At 63.5% G+C, this 15,157-nt stretch carries 18 protein-coding genes and 1 tRNA gene; 10 read left to right on the top strand and 9 right to left on the bottom strand.

The genetic code is table 11. The features are described 5' to 3' along the window. Positions 1-42: 42 nt before the first annotated feature. Positions 43-498: a hypothetical protein gene (locus QGV55_RS10665; protein ID WP_281016824.1), complete on the top strand. Its 456-nt coding sequence runs from the start codon at positions 43-45 to the stop codon at positions 496-498. Positions 499-618: 120 nt separating this feature from the next. Here the strand turns inward: QGV55_RS10665 and rpsI are convergent, their stop codons facing one another. The 4 genes from rpsI to QGV55_RS10645 all read right to left on the bottom strand — a co-directional run bounded on the left by rpsI (position 619) and on the right by QGV55_RS10645 (position 3,207). Then, positions 619-1,059, bottom strand: coding sequence for a 30S ribosomal protein S9 (rpsI, locus tag QGV55_RS10660; protein ID WP_281019872.1), 441 nt, complete (start codon positions 1,057-1,059; stop codon positions 619-621). Between the two features lie 59 nt (positions 1,060-1,118). Beyond that, on the bottom strand, positions 1,119-1,577 hold the full coding sequence (gene rplM / locus QGV55_RS10655; RefSeq protein ID WP_281016825.1) for a 50S ribosomal protein L13: 459 nt from the start codon (positions 1,575-1,577) through the stop codon (positions 1,119-1,121). Between the two features lie 179 nt (positions 1,578-1,756). Then, positions 1,757-2,440, bottom strand: coding sequence for a hypothetical protein (locus QGV55_RS10650; RefSeq protein ID WP_281016826.1), 684 nt, complete (start codon positions 2,438-2,440; stop codon positions 1,757-1,759). Beyond that, complete coding sequence (locus QGV55_RS10645; RefSeq protein ID WP_281016827.1) at positions 2,440-3,207, bottom strand: NAD kinase; 768 nt, start codon at positions 3,205-3,207, stop codon at positions 2,440-2,442. Before QGV55_RS10645 ends, QGV55_RS10650 begins: the two co-directional genes overlap by 1 nt. A gap of 187 nt (positions 3,208-3,394) precedes the next feature. Here QGV55_RS10645 and QGV55_RS10640 point away from each other — a divergent pair, with 187 nt between their 5' ends. The 6 genes from QGV55_RS10640 (at position 3,395) to QGV55_RS10615 (ending at position 9,510) form a co-directional block, all read left to right on the top strand. Beyond that, positions 3,395-3,877 (top strand): hypothetical protein, encoded by a 483-nt coding sequence (locus QGV55_RS10640; RefSeq protein WP_281016828.1) that lies wholly within the window; start codon positions 3,395-3,397, stop codon positions 3,875-3,877. Positions 3,878-3,960: 83 nt separating this feature from the next. Further along, the gene (locus QGV55_RS10635) at positions 3,961-6,237 is read left to right on the top strand and encodes an adenylate/guanylate cyclase domain-containing protein (protein ID WP_281016829.1); all 2,277 of its coding nucleotides are present in this window, start codon (positions 3,961-3,963) and stop codon (positions 6,235-6,237) included. Between the two features lie 182 nt (positions 6,238-6,419). After that, positions 6,420-6,548: an aa3-type cytochrome c oxidase subunit IV gene (locus tag QGV55_RS10630; protein ID WP_281016830.1), complete on the top strand. Its 129-nt coding sequence runs from the start codon at positions 6,420-6,422 to the stop codon at positions 6,546-6,548. A gap of 101 nt (positions 6,549-6,649) precedes the next feature. After that, a complete protein-coding gene (locus QGV55_RS10625; protein ID WP_281016831.1) occupies positions 6,650-7,798 on the top strand; it encodes a Re/Si-specific NAD(P)(+) transhydrogenase subunit alpha in 1,149 nt (382 codons plus the stop codon). 2 nt (positions 7,799-7,800) lie between these two features. After that, positions 7,801-8,106 (top strand): NAD(P) transhydrogenase subunit alpha, encoded by a 306-nt coding sequence (locus QGV55_RS10620; protein WP_281016832.1) that lies wholly within the window; start codon positions 7,801-7,803, stop codon positions 8,104-8,106. Positions 8,107-8,118: 12 nt separating this feature from the next. Then, complete coding sequence (locus tag QGV55_RS10615; RefSeq protein WP_281016833.1) at positions 8,119-9,510, top strand: NAD(P)(+) transhydrogenase (Re/Si-specific) subunit beta; 1,392 nt, start codon at positions 8,119-8,121, stop codon at positions 9,508-9,510. Positions 9,511-9,540: 30 nt separating this feature from the next. Here QGV55_RS10615 and QGV55_RS10610 read toward each other — a convergent pair whose 3' ends face one another. Genes QGV55_RS10610 through QGV55_RS10595 form a run of 4 tightly spaced genes read right to left on the bottom strand, consistent with a single transcriptional unit; the run spans position 9,541 to position 12,209 of the window. Continuing rightward, positions 9,541-9,930: a VOC family protein gene (locus QGV55_RS10610; RefSeq protein WP_281016834.1), complete on the bottom strand. Its 390-nt coding sequence runs from the start codon at positions 9,928-9,930 to the stop codon at positions 9,541-9,543. Next, a complete protein-coding gene (locus tag QGV55_RS10605) occupies positions 9,930-10,250 on the bottom strand; it encodes a DUF2834 domain-containing protein (RefSeq protein WP_281016835.1) in 321 nt (106 codons plus the stop codon). Before QGV55_RS10605 ends, QGV55_RS10610 begins: the two co-directional genes overlap by 1 nt. A 22-nt stretch (positions 10,251-10,272) precedes the next feature. Beyond that, positions 10,273-10,992, bottom strand: coding sequence for a DUF1194 domain-containing protein (locus QGV55_RS10600; protein WP_281016836.1), 720 nt, complete (start codon positions 10,990-10,992; stop codon positions 10,273-10,275). Next, entirely contained in the window at positions 10,989-12,209 is a 1,221-nt protein-coding gene (locus QGV55_RS10595; protein ID WP_281016837.1) for an MFS transporter, read from the bottom strand. Before QGV55_RS10595 ends, QGV55_RS10600 begins: the two co-directional genes overlap by 4 nt. 250 nt (positions 12,210-12,459) lie before the next feature. Between QGV55_RS10595 and QGV55_RS10590 the strand changes: the two genes are divergently transcribed. Beyond that, on the top strand, positions 12,460-13,857 hold the full coding sequence (locus tag QGV55_RS10590; protein WP_281016838.1) for an MATE family efflux transporter: 1,398 nt from the start codon (positions 12,460-12,462) through the stop codon (positions 13,855-13,857). Between the two features lie 75 nt (positions 13,858-13,932). On the opposite strand, the gene QGV55_RS10585 is transcribed toward QGV55_RS10590, so the two are convergent. Continuing rightward, positions 13,933-14,006, bottom strand: a tRNA-Cys gene (locus QGV55_RS10585). Between the two features lie 152 nt (positions 14,007-14,158). Here QGV55_RS10585 and QGV55_RS10580 point away from each other — a divergent pair. After that, entirely contained in the window at positions 14,159-14,809 is a 651-nt protein-coding gene (locus tag QGV55_RS10580; RefSeq protein WP_281016839.1) for a protein-L-isoaspartate O-methyltransferase, read from the top strand. After that, positions 14,806-15,141, top strand: coding sequence for a rhodanese-like domain-containing protein (locus tag QGV55_RS10575; protein ID WP_281016840.1), 336 nt, complete (start codon positions 14,806-14,808; stop codon positions 15,139-15,141). The genes QGV55_RS10580 and QGV55_RS10575 overlap by 4 nt, the downstream gene beginning before the upstream one ends. Positions 15,142-15,157 lie beyond the last annotated feature (16 nt).

The raw sequence follows: 15,157 nt of genomic DNA, 5'->3' as shown, positions 1-15,157 counted from the left end.
ATGGCATGTTTCAATGGGGGCGATGCCGGGCCGGGGGGCGACATGCAGCAAGACGAATTTCCACAGATTGTCGCCTCAGGCGAACTCAGCAGCTTTCGTTTCAGGACCGATCGGCTGGGCCAGGAAGTGCTGCATCGGATCACGGTTACCGGACCAATCAACCTGAAACTGAGAATTCCGCTCTACAAGGCCACGCTGGCCGCAAATCCGTCACCGAACTATTTCTGCATTCTCGATAACAGGGCGGGTTTCGAGAATGTCTTCACATATGATGACATCGTGTACCTGACCGACTTTGTGCTGGAGGCGGGCATTCAACGAATCTACGCAGCGACAGTCACCGGCGACACTGAATACGCGAAGCTTGTGGAGCTTGCGAATGTCGTTGTGGGGACCTCCTTGCTGGAGGGTGCCTTGCTTGCCACCGGCGAGATGGCAGAGGCGGAGGCTTTCGTCAGACGCCAGATGCAAGCGCAGGAGGCGTCACGCGGATCCTGAGCAGCCGAAGGGGGTGCCAGCCGACGCGGGGCTGCACCGCGGAATGCAGAAAGGCGCCGCCCCGGGGGGGCAGCGCCTTTGCTTGTCTTGTATCCAGTGGCGCGAGAGCGCCGTCGCGGATCAGCGCTTGGAGAACTGGAAGCTCCGGCGGGCCTTGGCCTTGCCGTACTTCTTGCGTTCCACCACGCGGCTGTCGCGGGTCAGGAAACCGCCCTTCTTCAGAACAGGACGCAGGCCCGGTTCGTAGTAGGTCAGGGCCTTGGAGATACCATGGCGCACTGCACCGGCCTGACCGGACAGGCCACCACCGGTGACCGTCGCGAAGACATCGAACTGGTTGTCGCGGTTGGCGACATGGAACGGCTGGGCCACGATCTGGCGCAGCACGGGGCGGGCGAAATAGACGTCGAGTTCGCGGCCATTGACGGAGAAGCGACCGGAGCCCGGCTTGATCCAGACACGGGCAATCGCGTTCTTGCGCTTGCCTGTGGCGTAGGAACGGCCCAGGGCGTCGATCTGCGGTTCGACAGGCGCCTGCACCTCTTCGGGGGTGACACCCATGGCATCGCCCAGATCGGAAAGATCGCCGACTGTGTTCTGTTCTTCAGACATGACGCGAACTACCTCGTATTCTTGCTGTTGAGCACCTTGAGGTCGATGACCTCAGGCTGGGCACCGGCATGCGGATGCTCGGCACCGGCATAGACGCGCAGGTTCTTGAACTGCTGGCGACCCAGCGGGCCCTTCGGGATCATCCGCTCGACGGCCTTCTGAACCACACGCTCCGGGAACTTGCCCTCCAGGATCTCGCGCGCGGTCCGCTGCTTGATGCCGCCCGGATAGCCGGTGTGCCAGTAGTAGATCTTGTCCTGCTTCTTGAAGCCGGTCATGGCGATCTTCTCGGCGTTGATGACGATGACATAGTCGCCATCATCCATGTGCGGGGTATAGCCGGGCTTGTGCTTGCCGCGCAGCCGGTTGGCGACGAAGGCCGCCAGACGGCCCAGAACCACACCTTCGGCGTCGATCAGAATCCACTTCTTCTCGATATCTGCCGGCGTGGCGGAATAGGTTTTCATGATTGCTTGCCTCTCGCAGGTGCACCGGACGGACCGGTTCCTGATGAAACGTGTCTCGGAAGTGGCGCTTCTAGAGAGCGTATTTGGGCACGTCAAGCGAAAAAACCGCTTTGCAAACAATGGCATCCATATGCGGTATTATTTGCACACACGGTGATTTCCAAGCCGGAACAAGGGGATCAGGCGATACGTATCAGGCGCGCATGGTCGATCGCCTGGCCAATGCGGCTGGCCGCGTCATTGGCGCGAAGGCGATGATCGGGATCATCCAGGTTCAGGCGCACGAACTCCGCCAGGGTTCCGGCAAAGCCGAAGCTGTCCATGACGTGCTGCTGCGCCTGCGTCTGCGGCACCTGATCCATGGGCAGCAGCCGGCCCTCCGGTGCGAGTGCGCCGTGCAGGCTGATATAGGCATGCAGCGGTGCCTGTGGGTGATCGCCCTGCGCCGTGAACGTGAAACCCTCCAGCGCGCAATAGGCATAGCCGGTACCGACCGACTCCGTCTGATGCATGATCTGCAGTTGCGCATCGGTCAGCCAGGTCACATGGACCCCCGCCCGGGCACCAGGCACCACCGCAAGCGTTGCGGGAACCGAACCGTACCCTGTTACCCGTGCCGCAAAGACGGGCACGAGGTCGTGGATGATGCCGTAGGTCACAGGAACCCCGGCCGCATTGCCGAACTTCTGCTGCAGCCGGTCCGGCGACCCGTTGGAGCCGGAGGCGACGACCGCGTGCAGTCCCGCAGGGTCGAAGGGTTCGGGCGGATGCAGCCCGCCATCGCGAAACCGGTAGGCCCGGTGCGGCGGGTTGAAGGGGTATCGAAGGGCGTGGGCGATGCGGTCGGGCAGTACCTCGGACATCAGGGGACGAACTGCTCGTTCAGAATGCGCTCTTCCAGACTGTGCTCCGGATCGAACAGCAGACGCATGGTCACATCCAGTGCCTCGCTCACCTGCACCTCGCTCACGTTGCGCACCTCGAACGTGTCAGCCACGGCACTGACGGGGCGCTTGTATTCCTCCCGCACGTGGAAGGTCACCTGCGCGCCGCGTGGCAGCAGGGCACCGCGCCAGCGGCGGGGACGGAAGGCGCTGATCGGGGTCATGGCCAGCACCCCTGCGGTCAGCGGCAGGATCGGTCCGTGGGCGGACAGGTTGTAGGCCGTGCTGCCGGCCGGGGTGGACAGCAGGACGCCGTCGCAGATCAGTTCCTCCATCCGCACACGGCCATCGATCTCGATGCGGATCTTCGCTGCCTGTCGGGTCTGGCGCAGCAGCGAGACCTCGTTGATGGCGAGTGTCTCCTGGCGTCCGCCGGATTCCGGGATCGCGACCATGCGCAGGGGATGGATCTGGGCCATCGTCGCACCGTCGAGGCGTTCGAGCAGGTCATCTTCCGAATACTGGTTCATCAGGAACCCGATGGTGCCCCGGTTCATGCCGTAGATCGGAATGTCGCGATGCATGAAGTTGTGCATGGCCTGCAGCATGAAGCCGTCACCGCCCAGGGCGACGACCACATCAGCCTCGTCGACCGGTGTGTTGCCGTAGCGTCTGGTCAGCGTCTCGATGGCCGACTCCGCGCCGGGAGTGCGTGCGGATGTGAACGCGATACGCTCGATTGCCATGCGGTGTCCCCTCAAACCCCGAACCCGACGCCTGCGTGTCGGGTGGCGGGAGTATAGCGAGCGTTCAGCGACGTGCCAGTGACGGTGATCCGGGCGGTGCCCGAGACCCGGGCGAAGTCGGTGAAGGCAACACTGACCGTGACCGCAACCGCTTGCACATGGTGCGGGGGCAGGTGATCATCGGCGCATGAGAGTCGCTCGAAAGATACTGTTTCTGGTCCTGCTGCCGATTCTGGTGGCGGGGGCAGCCCATGCCGACGATGACCGGCACGAGGGATATTACTATCCCGGCCCGGTAACGTCGGAGAGTTATGTCGGACGCGCCGATCAGATCGCCAACGCCGATCGCGGTCAGCGTCTCGGTTTCATCACCGGGCTGACGGGGGAACAGCTCGCCCGTCCCTACTGGCCCACCTTCGTCATCTTCGCCAAGGGGGCGGAGGCGGAGAAGATGATCATCGTGGCGACAGGGGACGCAGGCTTCAGAACCATCTATCAGGCGCGGGCGCTGCTGGCCCAGCTGACAGCCACTGCGCGGGGTACACCGCTTTTCAGGGAGTTGAAGGTGGAGGATCTGTTCACCTTCTTCGACCTGGCGAAGATGCTGGGCTTCAACCAGATCGTCATATCGGACGGGAAATCGTTCTCGCACAGGGTGAACATCGAATAGAGTTCGCAAGGACCGTCAGGCACCGTCGCGTCGCATTTGCCTGATACGCGGATACCAATCGCCTGACAGGGGGGCGACGGGACATGATGAGAAGACTTGGGAAATTCTTCGGACAGCGCTGGCTGGCGTTTCTGGTGCTTGCCGGGCTGATCTGGGTGCGGGTCGAGGACCCCAACATCTCCCGTTTCGTGCGCGAGAATGTCTGGTTCGACCAGTTCCAGCGCTTTGATGAGTACGTCCCGCCCGCGCGGCACACCGCCATCGTCGACATCGACGAGAAGAGTCTGGCCGCCGTCGGCCAGTGGCCCTGGTCACGCTATCAGATCGCGGTGATGATCCAGGTGCTGAGTCAGCTTGGTGCCAAGGGGATCGCCTTCGACGTCACCTTCCCGGAGGCGGATCGGCTCTCGCCAACCGTCTACAGTGAGCAGAACGCCCAGTTGCCGCCGGAAATCGCCGCGGCCCTGAAACAGCTGCCCAATACCGACGAACAGCTTGCCAGCGTGCTGCGCCAGAGCGTCACCGTGCTGGGTGGGACGACGACCTATGTGAAGACCGAGGGCAAGGACCGCAAGCTGCCGAAGGGCGCGCGAATTCTGGAAGAGAACGGTCCCGGCAAGACCTGGCTGCCGCTCTATCCGGAGCTGATCGAGAACAATCCGACGCTGCAGGGCGCCGCGCCGGGCTTCGGGATCTTCAACACGGATGCCAGTTCGGACGGTGTGGTGCGGCGCGTGCCTTCACTGACCCGCGTCGGCCCGCCGAATGATCCGAAGAACCAGGAGGTCTACGTCAGCCTCGGCATCGAACTGATCCGGCTGGTCCACGGCTCCAAGGGCATCATCATTTCCAAGGCCGACCAGAATTCCGGCATTGCGTCGATACGCATGCGCTCGAAGCTGCGGGAAGACAAGAAACTGGTCATTCCGACCAACGAGAACGGGATCATCTGGCCGCGATTCCAGAAGCACAATCCCGACATTTATGTCTCGGCCTCCGACATAGTTCAGATCGACCCTGCCAATCAGGAGAAGATCCAGGAACTGTTCGGCAAGGTGAAGGGCAAGTACGTGCTGGTCGGCACCTCTGCCGAGGGGCTGAAGGATATTCGGTCCACGCCGCTGGAGGGAGCAATTCCCGGGGTCGAGGTCCATTCAAACATCATCGACATGGTGGAGAACGAGGCCTATCTGATCCGGCCCTCGATCTCCAACGCCATCGAGCTGGCGATCGTGCTGGTGGCGGGCATCATCCTGATCTGGCTGGTGCCCTATCTGTCCGCCGTAACCACCATCGCCTTCTTCGTGCCCTTCAGCCTGCTGCTGCTGGGTGGAAGCTGGTACCTGTTTGCCTATGAATCGCTGCTGGTCGACGGGCTGACGCCGGTGGTGGCGCTGTTCATCCTGTTCGTGCTGCTGGTCTATCAGAAATTCGCCCGCGAGCAGGCGCAGAAGAAGCAGGTGCGCGGTGCCTTCAGCCAGTATCTGTCTCCTGCGCTGGTGGAGCAGCTCGCCGAGGACCCCGACCGGCTGGTGCTGGGTGGCGAGACCAAGAACATGACGTTCCTGTTCTGCGACATCCGTGGTTTCACGCCGATTTCGGAGAGCTTCAAGGGCGATCCGCAGGGCCTGACCAAGCTGATCAACAAGTTCCTGACGCCGATGACCGACATCATCATGGCCAACCACGGCACCATCGACAAGTACATGGGCGACTGCATCATGGCGTTCTGGAATGCGCCATTGAGCGATGAGGAACATCCGCGCCATGCCTGCGAGTCCGCCCTGATGATGCAAGAGGATCTGGTACGGGTGAACGAGCAGCTGAAGGTGGAGGCGGAGGAAGAGGGCCGCCCCTTCATCCCTATCCGCATCGGCATCGGCCTGAACACCGGCGAATGCGTCGTGGGCAACATGGGTTCCCAGCAGCGCTTCGACTATTCGGTGCTGGGCGATGCGGTGAACCTGGGTGCCCGGCTTGAAGGCCAGTCGAAGTCCTATGGCGTCACCAACATCATCGGCGAGATCACGGCAGAGGCGGTCCCGGACTACGCGATCCTGGAACTCGACCTGATCGCGGTGAAGGGCAAGGACGAGGCCGTGCGCATCTTCACCATGATGGGTGGCCCGGAGGAAGCCCAGAAGCCGGAATACAAGGCCCTGCGCGCCGAGACGGAGGCCATGCTGGCCACCTACAAGGCCATGAAGTTCGATGAGGCCTGGGCGCACATGGAGAAGTGCCGCGAGATGCGGCCCGACATGGACGTTCTCTGGGATCTCTATCAGGAGCGCCTGGAGGAATATCGCGAGAATCCGCCGCCCGCGGACTGGGATGGCGTGTTCCGCGCGACCAGCAAGTAGGCTGCCGTTCCGCACCGCCGGGCGTGTCGCAAGGTGCGCTGATTTTGCCGCAGTCGGGTGATTGCCGCCGTCCCGCGACTTCTCTATGTTGCGTGCCGCGTCAGGGGACGCAGGAAAATGAGTCGCTCCGATGCCGATAGCGGCACATTCGGGCGAGAGTCACTGTTTCAAGGGGGCAGGCGATGCACGAACCGGGTTCCATGGATATCAGCCAGCACAAGGGCATGTATGGCACGTTTGTCACGCTGACCAAGGTGACGATCATCGGCTCTGTCATCCTGCTGGCAGGAATGGCCATTTTCCTGGTCTGATCGCGAATGCGTGTCCGGTGGATGCCGGATCCGGAACGACGACCGGGCGGCCATGACGGCTGTGCCGGACACTGCCACAGACGGACAGGGCGTCGAACAGCATGAAAATCGGTATCCCGAAGGAGCGCCGCCCGCTGGAGCGGCGCGTTGCCATTTCACCTGAGACGGCGAAGAAGTTCACTGGCCTTGGCGCCACGGTCGTCATCGAGACGGGGGCGGGCAAAGCCTGCGGTCTGACGGACGACATGTTCAGGGCGGCGGGTGCCGAGATCGCGAGTGATGCGGCCGCTGCCGTGGGGGATGCGGACCTGGTGCTGAAGATCCGCCGACCGCTGACGGAGGCCGAGGGCGGACCGGATGAGGCCGCGATGCTGAAGTCCGGTGCGGTGCTGGTTGCCGGACTGGAGGCACTGCAGAACGCCGAACAGGTCGGCGACTATGCTTCGAAGGGCATCGTGGCCTTTGCCATGGAGCTGATGCCGCGCATCACCCGTGCCCAGTCCATGGATATCCTGTCCTCGCAGTCCAACCTTGCCGGCTACAAGGCCGTGCTGGACGCGAACGAGCATTTTCTTCGCGCCATGCCGATGATGATGACGGCGGCGGGTACCATTGCCCCGGCCCGCGTGTTCGTGTTCGGCGCCGGTGTTGCCGGTCTCCAGGCGATCGCGACGGCAAAGCGGCTTGGCGCTGTGGTCTCCGCCACGGATGTGCGGCCCGCGACGCGGGAACAGGTGATGAGCCTGGGCGGCAAGTTCGTGGCCCCGGATATCGAGGAGTCGGGCGACGGCGTGGGCGGGTATGCGAAGGAGATGTCCGACGCCTACAAGGCCAAGCAGGCAGAAATGACTGCCGAGGCGCTGAAGAAGACCGATATCGCCATCACCACCGCGCTGATTCCGGGCCGCAAGGCCCCGATCCTGATCACGGCGGAGCATGTGAAATCCATGCGCCCCGGTTCGGTCATCGTCGATCTGGCAGCGGAGATGGGCGGCAACTGTGAACTGACGACGCCGGGCGAGGTCACGGTCGAGCATGGCGTCACCATCGTTGCCTATCTGAACACGGCGAGCCGCATTGCCGCCGACGCTTCACTGCTGTTCGCCAAGAACCTGTGGAACTTCCTTTCGCCGCACATCGACAAGGAATCCGGTGAGCTGAAGATCGACTGGGAAGACGAAACCGTCACCGGCACGCTGCTGACGCGCGATGGCCAGGTGGTTCATGCGCAATTGAAGGGTGAGGGCTGATCATGGAAGCCGTTGATCCGTTTGTATTCCGGCTGGCGATCTTCGTGCTGGCGATCTTCGTTGGCTACTATGTCGTCTGGTCCGTGACGCCTGCGCTGCATACCCCGCTGATGTCCGTGACCAATGCCATCAGCTCGGTCATCGTCGTTGGTGCCCTGCTGGCTGTCGGGCCGGACGTCGGCGGCGACGGTTCGACCTTCGCCAAGGTCATGGGCTTCTTCGCGGTCATTCTGGCGTCGGTGAATATCTTTGGCGGCTTCGTCGTCACCCAGCGGATGCTGGGCATGTACAAAAAGAAGAAGAAGTAGGAGCAACCGGGCATGTCGGCCAACCTGACCGCAATCGCCTATCTGGTTTCGGGCATCCTCTTCATCATGGCGCTGAGGGGACTTTCGTCGCCCGTATCCAGCCGCCGTGGCAACGTCCTCGGCATGATCGGCATGACCATTGCCGTGCTGACCACCATCATCAGCCCTGCCGTGACCAACTATGTCTGGATCATCGTGGCGCTGGTCATCGGCGGCACCATCGGCACCGTCATCGCGCGCCGCATTCCGATGACGGCCATGCCGCAGCTGGTGGCCGCGTTCCACAGCCTGGTCGGTCTCGCCGCCGTGCTGGTGGCCGCTGCCGCGTTCTACAATCCCGAGCCCTACGGCATCCTGAATGCAGCCGGTGAACTGAAGGTCGGCAGCCGCATCGAGATGGCGCTGGGTGTGGTCATCGGTGCCATCACCTTTTCCGGTTCCATCATCGCCTTTGCCAAGCTGCAGGAACTGATGACCGGCAATCCGATCACCTTCCCCGGCCAGCACCCGCTGAATGCGCTGATCGGACTGGTGATCGTGGTCGCCATCGTGGTGTTCACCATTGATGTCGATCCGACCTGGTTCTGGGTCATGACCATCCTGGCGCTGGTGATCGGTTTCCTGCTGATCATTCCCATCGGCGGCGCGGACATGCCCGTCGTCGTGTCGATGCTCAACAGCTACTCCGGCTGGGCGGCGGCAGGCATCGGTTTCACGCTGGAGAACACGGCACTGATCATCGTCGGTGCGCTGGTCGGTTCCTCCGGCGCGATCCTCAGCTACATCATGTGCAAGGGCATGAACCGGTCGTTCTTCAACGTCATCCTTGGCGGTTTCGGTGGCGATTCCGCCGCTTCCGCCGCGACGCGCAGTGACAAGCCGGTCAAGGCCGGTTCCGCTGACGATGCCGCCTTCATCATGAAGAATGCCGGCAAGGTCGTGATCGTGCCGGGGTACGGCATGGCGGTGGCGCAGGCACAGCATGCGCTGCGGGAAATGGCCGACAAGCTGAAGGAAGAGGGTGTGGAGGTCGTCTACGCCATTCATCCGGTTGCCGGACGCATGCCTGGGCACATGAACGTGCTGCTGGCGGAGGCCAATGTCCCCTATGACGAGGTCTTCGAGCTGGAGGAGGTGAATTCGTCCTTCCAGACCGCCGACGTGGCCTTCGTCATCGGCGCGAACGATGTCACCAACCCCGCCGCCCGCGACGACCCGCAGAGTTCGATCTACGGCATGCCCATCCTGGATGTGGACAAGGCCAAGACAGTGCTGTTCGTGAAGCGGTCCCTCAGCCCCGGCTACGCGGGCATCGACAACGAGCTGTTCTACGCCGACAACACCATGATGCTGTTTGCGGATGCCAAGGGCTGCTGCGAGGAGATCGTGCGCGCCATCGACTGACGGGTCTGCGCCTCTGTCGGGGCGGACCGGTCAGGGCGCGCTGTTCTGCAGCACGACGCGATAGCCGTCAGGGTCCTCGAAGGTTGCGCCATTCGCGCGCCAGTAGGGATTGTGGGGCTCGACCGGATCGAAGCCGTGCGCCCGCATCCGCGTCATCGCCTCTTCCCAGACGGCCCTGTCCTCCAGATAGAAGACCAGAAGGTTTTCCGGTGTCGCAGCGCGTCCGGCGCTGAAGCCGTGCTTGCGGGTGAAGGCGAAGTGATGGTCCGCCCCCGGCACGCCGACAATCAGTCCGTCGAATCCTTCGTGGCCCTCGAAGCTGTAGATGATCGGGAACCGGAGGGCTTCGACATAGAAGCGCCGGATGGGCGCGAGGTCATCCGTAGGGCGTACGACACGCAGGACCGTGCCGCTGCGCATCAGGCCGCGTCTCTCAGGCGCTGCCGCTCCTCCAGATAATAGTAGAGCGGCAATCCGCAGGAGATGCCGACCAGCAGCAGCCCGACGATGGCGAGGCCATAGTAGGGCACATGTCTGCGCCGTTCCCGTGCCAGCATGTAGATCAGGAAGCAGACGCCCGTGATCACCAGATCCGCCGTGAAGAAGCGATCAGCCAGCGTCATGGAATTCTGCACGAACAGCAGCGGAATGTTGAAATCGTGCTCGATCGCCCACGGCACAAAGAATGCGTAGGGTATGACGGTGCCGACCAGCGTCATGAACAACCAGAATCGAGTCATGCCCGTCTTTCGCAGAAAATGATTAATCAGGGACTAACACGGAGACAAGTGAATCGCTCCTGATTTCTCGTAACAGCTTCCGCAACATGGCCTGTGGAAAGGATTCGTAGTCTACCGCGATCTCGGTGAAGGCATCGCTGCCACCGATCACCCGGTTCTGGAAATAGGTCTCGATGTCGTCTTCGCGGCTGAGGATAGGCAGGCCGTTGATCGTGATGCCTGCCGCGACGGCGGCGTCACGCTCCACGGTTACGTCGGGCAGGTGTGTGTTGCTGCCGTCGCCGGAGATGTCGATGACCCGCCGCCCGGCCGGAAACGGCAGATGCCGGAACTGTCTGGCGCTGAAGCGGATGGCGGCCCCGATTGCCGTGCCGCCGTCGGCGAACAGGCGGGGTGTCTGGCTGATCATCTCGGCCAGGCGGTCAGCCGACGCGGCATCCGAGACACGGGTCCATGGGATGGCCAGCCAGGTCTGGTGCGGGCTGGACCATTCGACCAGGGCGATGGCTACGGCCCCGACCGCGCCAGCGCGGATGGCCCGGATGACCCTTGGATGGCGCAGCGACGCGGCAATGCCGTCCAGTTGCAGGCCGAACTCCTCCCGACTGACGGAAGTGGAGGCGTCCACGGCGAGCACGATGGCAACATCGACCGATGCCTGCGCTCTGGCGCGGTCTTCGGGCAGCGCCAGCAGAACCAGTGTCATGGCAAGGCCCATGACGCAGTGATGGAGTGTCTTCATGAGGCTGTGGCCGCTGACTGCATGCGCTGCTCCACCCTGCGCAAGGTGAAGGCCAGCAGCGTTCCCGTCAGCCCCGCCGCCAGCACCAGCCAGCGGGCCGCACCGAAGTCTCCGCTCGCCTGGACGGCCAGCCAGGCGACAGCAGGCGGCCCGAGCAGGGAGCCGAGGTTGGTGCACTGCACGATGACCCCGTTGGTCGTGCCGATATTGCCCGCGCCCGGGCTGTGCATCGGTGCGCCGGCCAGCACGGCGCCGGGGATCAGGCCGCCGATGGCGGAGAACAGCGCCGCCAGCAGCAGCCGTATGGTGGGGGAGAGTGTCGCGTCGTAGATCCCGAAGGCCAGCACGGAAAGGGTCAGGGAACAGGCGACGACGATCTTCCAGCGGGCAAGGCCGAAGTTCAGCAGGGGACCGGATCCGAGACAGCCCGCCATGTTGGCGCCCACCACGAGTGCCACGCCAAGTCCTGCATCGGCGGTCGACAATCCGGCCTGCTCCATGATCGTGGGCATCCAGGTCAGCACCCCGAACCACTGCGTTGTGTAGCTCATGAAGATCAGGCCCAGCAGCCAGGGTCCGGGGCGGCTGGCGACGGCACGCAGGCCACTCAGGGACCGGGCCTGTCGGGGGCGTCCGCCGATTCCGCGTGTGGCGGCAAGAAAGAGCATCAGGAACAGGGCGACGAGTGCGCCGTTCAGCCACCAGATCAGCCGCCAGTCATCCTGGCTTGCCAGCAGGGGCGCGGCCGCCATCATCACGCAGAACCCGGCGGGCATGTAGATGCTCCAGGCGCTCAGGGCGCTGCGCTGGTCCTTCTGCGTCACCAGTTCGGACAGCAGGCCGGGCACGGCTGTCACGACGCTGACGAAGCCGACAGCCTCCAGTATCCGGGACGCATACATGACCGATGCGCTGTCGGCCAGGGCACCCGTCAGGTTCCCGGCAATGATGGTGAGCAGGCCCAGGGTTACGGCGCGCCTGCGGCCGATCTGGTCGGCGAAGACTCCGGCAATGATGCCGATGGCGACGGCCAGACCGTTGATGATCGACATGTAGAAACCGGCGCCGACCAGGTCGATGCCCAGGGTCTCCCGGATACCGCCGATCATCGGGGGCGCCTTGCCGACCTGCATGCCGCACACGATCCCGGCGCCGATGGCGATCCAGACTATGCCCCAGCGTGTCTTCGCGGATGTATCGGTGTTCGGCGCGCTCATGTGGCGAAGCATAGAGACGAACGCCGACCAGCGTCCCGTGCATTCTTGCTGCCTCGCCCTCGACGAGATTGACACTACCGGGGGTAACCGATATCAGGCTGTCAGGTCGCAACCGCCTGCCGCCCGCTGACATTCGTGTCCCGGTGAAGCGTTGCTGTTCATGTTTCCTGTCATCCTTCACATGCGTCGTGCGGATGGTAATGCGGGTCCCATTCTCCCTGTGCGAAGCATGAATGAGGAGGCATCGGGCATGACCGGTTCCCGAACGAATGCGTTTCTTGTCGGCTCCCTTGGGGCCATCTACGTCCGGACGGCGTTGCCGATCATCCTGGTGATGGGCATGAACGGTCTGCTGGCGGTGGTCGATGCCCTGTTTCTGGGGCACTTCGTGGGGCCGGAGGCTCTGGCAGCGGTCACCCTCATGTTTCCGCTCTACATGCTGGTGGTGGCGCTCGCGACCCTTGTCTCCAGCGGGATGTCCAGCATTCTGGCGCGGCATCTGGGCGGACGGCAGTACGAAGCGGCGCGGCAGGTCCTTGCGGGTGCGCACGGGCTGGCACTGGCCGTCAGCGCTGCTCTTGTGGTGCTGTTCCTGCTGTTCGGATCGACAGTCACCGATCTCGCGGCGGACGGTGATGCGAACCTGGCCGGCATGGGGCTGACCTACCTGCGGATCACGGTTCTGACGTCTCCGCTGATCTTCGTGCTCTCCGTCAACTCCGACGCCCTGCGCAACGAGGGCCGGGTCGGGTTCATGGCATCCATGAGCCTGCTGGTTTCCCTGGCCAACATCGGCTTCAACTACATCCTGATCGCTCAGCTCGGCCTTGGCGTTGCCGGGTCCGCGCTTGGCACGGCTCTCGCCCAGGCGCTGGCGTTCGCCATCATCCTGGCGTTCCGGTTGAGGGGCGAGACCGAACTCCGCCCCGGCGCCCTTGCCGGCAGGGCCCTTGGCGCGCGCTGGGGGGACATCATGGCGCTGGGCGCGCCGCAGAGCCTGGGCTTCGTCGGGCTGGCGCTGAGTTCCGCGGCAGTCATGCTGATGCTCCAGGTCATCAACAGCGCGAACTATGCGGATACCGTCTCCGCCTACGGGATCATCACGCGGGTCATGACCTTCGCCTATCTGCCGCTGCTCGGGCTGTCACATGCGATGCAGACGGTTACCGGGAACAATCATGGTGCCGGACTGTTCGACCGGTCCAACAGCAGCCTGCGCATCGGGATCGCCACGGCATTCGTGTACTGCGGTGTGCTGCAGGCCATCATGATGACATCTGCGGGTCCGATCGGCGGACTGTTCGTGAGTGACCGTCTCGTCATCGCGGAGGTGGCGCGCATCCTGCCGGTGATCGTGCTGGCCTATTGTGTTGCCGGACCGCTGATGATGATCGCCAGTCACTTCCAGGCCATCGGTGATGCCCGGCGCGCCGCCTTGCTCAGTCTTTCCAGGCCTTACCTGTTCGGCATCCCGCTGACGCTGGCCCTGCCGTTGCTGCTGGGGGAGCCGGGGATCTGGCTGGCCGGGCCGGTGGGGGAGGGGATGTGGCTGTTGCTCACCACCGTGGTGCTCTGCAGCGCCGGCAGGCGAGGCGTCCGCAGGTGGGGCCTGTTCGAACGGCCCGGTGTGGTTGCCGTGAACCCCTGACGGCCGCGCTGGTCGAATCGGCAGGCCGATCCGGCGCGCGGGACGTGTCCGAAGGTGAAGGCCTGCCGGTTCGGCTGGAGGCGCGGGCCGGAATCGAACCGGCGTACACGGATTTGCAGTCCGCTGCGTAACCACTCCGCCACCGCGCCGAAGCCGACAGGGCATCGGTGTATATGCGGGGCACGCCCCTGCGGTCAAGCGGCATGGCCAAACGCCGATCCGCCGCATTGCGTGGCGCAGGTGCGGGAACTATAAGCAGGAAGCTCAAGGTGCACTCAACGTTGCGGGAGAGACGGCGAAAATGGACTTCCAGGCTGCACGCAAGGCCATGGTGGATAGCCAGTTGCGACCGAACCGGCTGACCGATGATCGCATTGCCGATGCGATGCTCACCCTCCCGCGCGAGAAATTCCTGCCGAAGGCGCTGGCAGGCGTCGCCTATGTCGATGAGGACATTCATCTCGGCAACGGGCGCTATCTGATGGAGCCGATGGTGCTGGCCCGCATGCTGCAGGCCGCAGGGATTGGCCCGACCGATACGGTGCTGCATGTTGGCTGTGCCACCGGCTATGCCAGCGCGGTAATGGCGATGCTGGCCGGTACGGTGGTTGCGCTGGAATCCGATCCCGATCTCGCTGCCACGGCGACCGAGCTTCTGGCCGACCTGCAGATCGCCAATGCGGCGGTGGTCGAGGGAGATCTGGCAAAGGGGCTGGCGGACCAGGGACCCTATGACCTGATCCTGGTCGAGGGGGCTGTCTCCGGCGTGCCCGAGGCCCTTGTGGACCAGATTGCGGACGGTGGGCAGCTGCTGGCCATCGTTCGGGGCAATGGTGTCGGCGTGGTGACGCTCTATCGCCGGGAGAACGGGGTGGTTGGCCATCGGCCGCTGTTCGATGCCGCGACACCGGTATTGCCGGGTTTCGAGGCGCGCAAGGCCTTCGTGTTTTGAGTTCTGGGACGGACCTGCCGCTGGAGATCACACCGTCCGAAGCCCGCGCGCTGGTGACAGACTCCCGTGCCTTGATCGTTGATGTGCGTGAAAAGTGGGAATGGGATCTTTGCAGGATCGCAGGCGCACACCATATCCCCTTACGTGACCTGCCGCAGCGGCGTGACGAGGTACCCATGGACCGCCCGGTGATCTTCAACTGCCACCACGGCATGCGCAGTATGCAAGCAGTGTCGTGGCTTCGGCAGCAGGGTTATGACAACGTGACGAACCTTCATGGAGGCATCGACCTATGGTCGCAGGAAATCGACAGTTCGGTCGCACGCTATTGACCGGTTCGGCGTTTGC

The organism is Minwuia sp. IMCC3009, from assembly GCF_029909415.1.
Classification (GTDB): domain Bacteria; phylum Pseudomonadota; class Alphaproteobacteria; order Minwuiales; family Minwuiaceae; genus Minwuia.
Note: the sequence above shows the minus strand (reverse complement) of the source record. Positions and strands in the feature narration are given on the sequence as shown.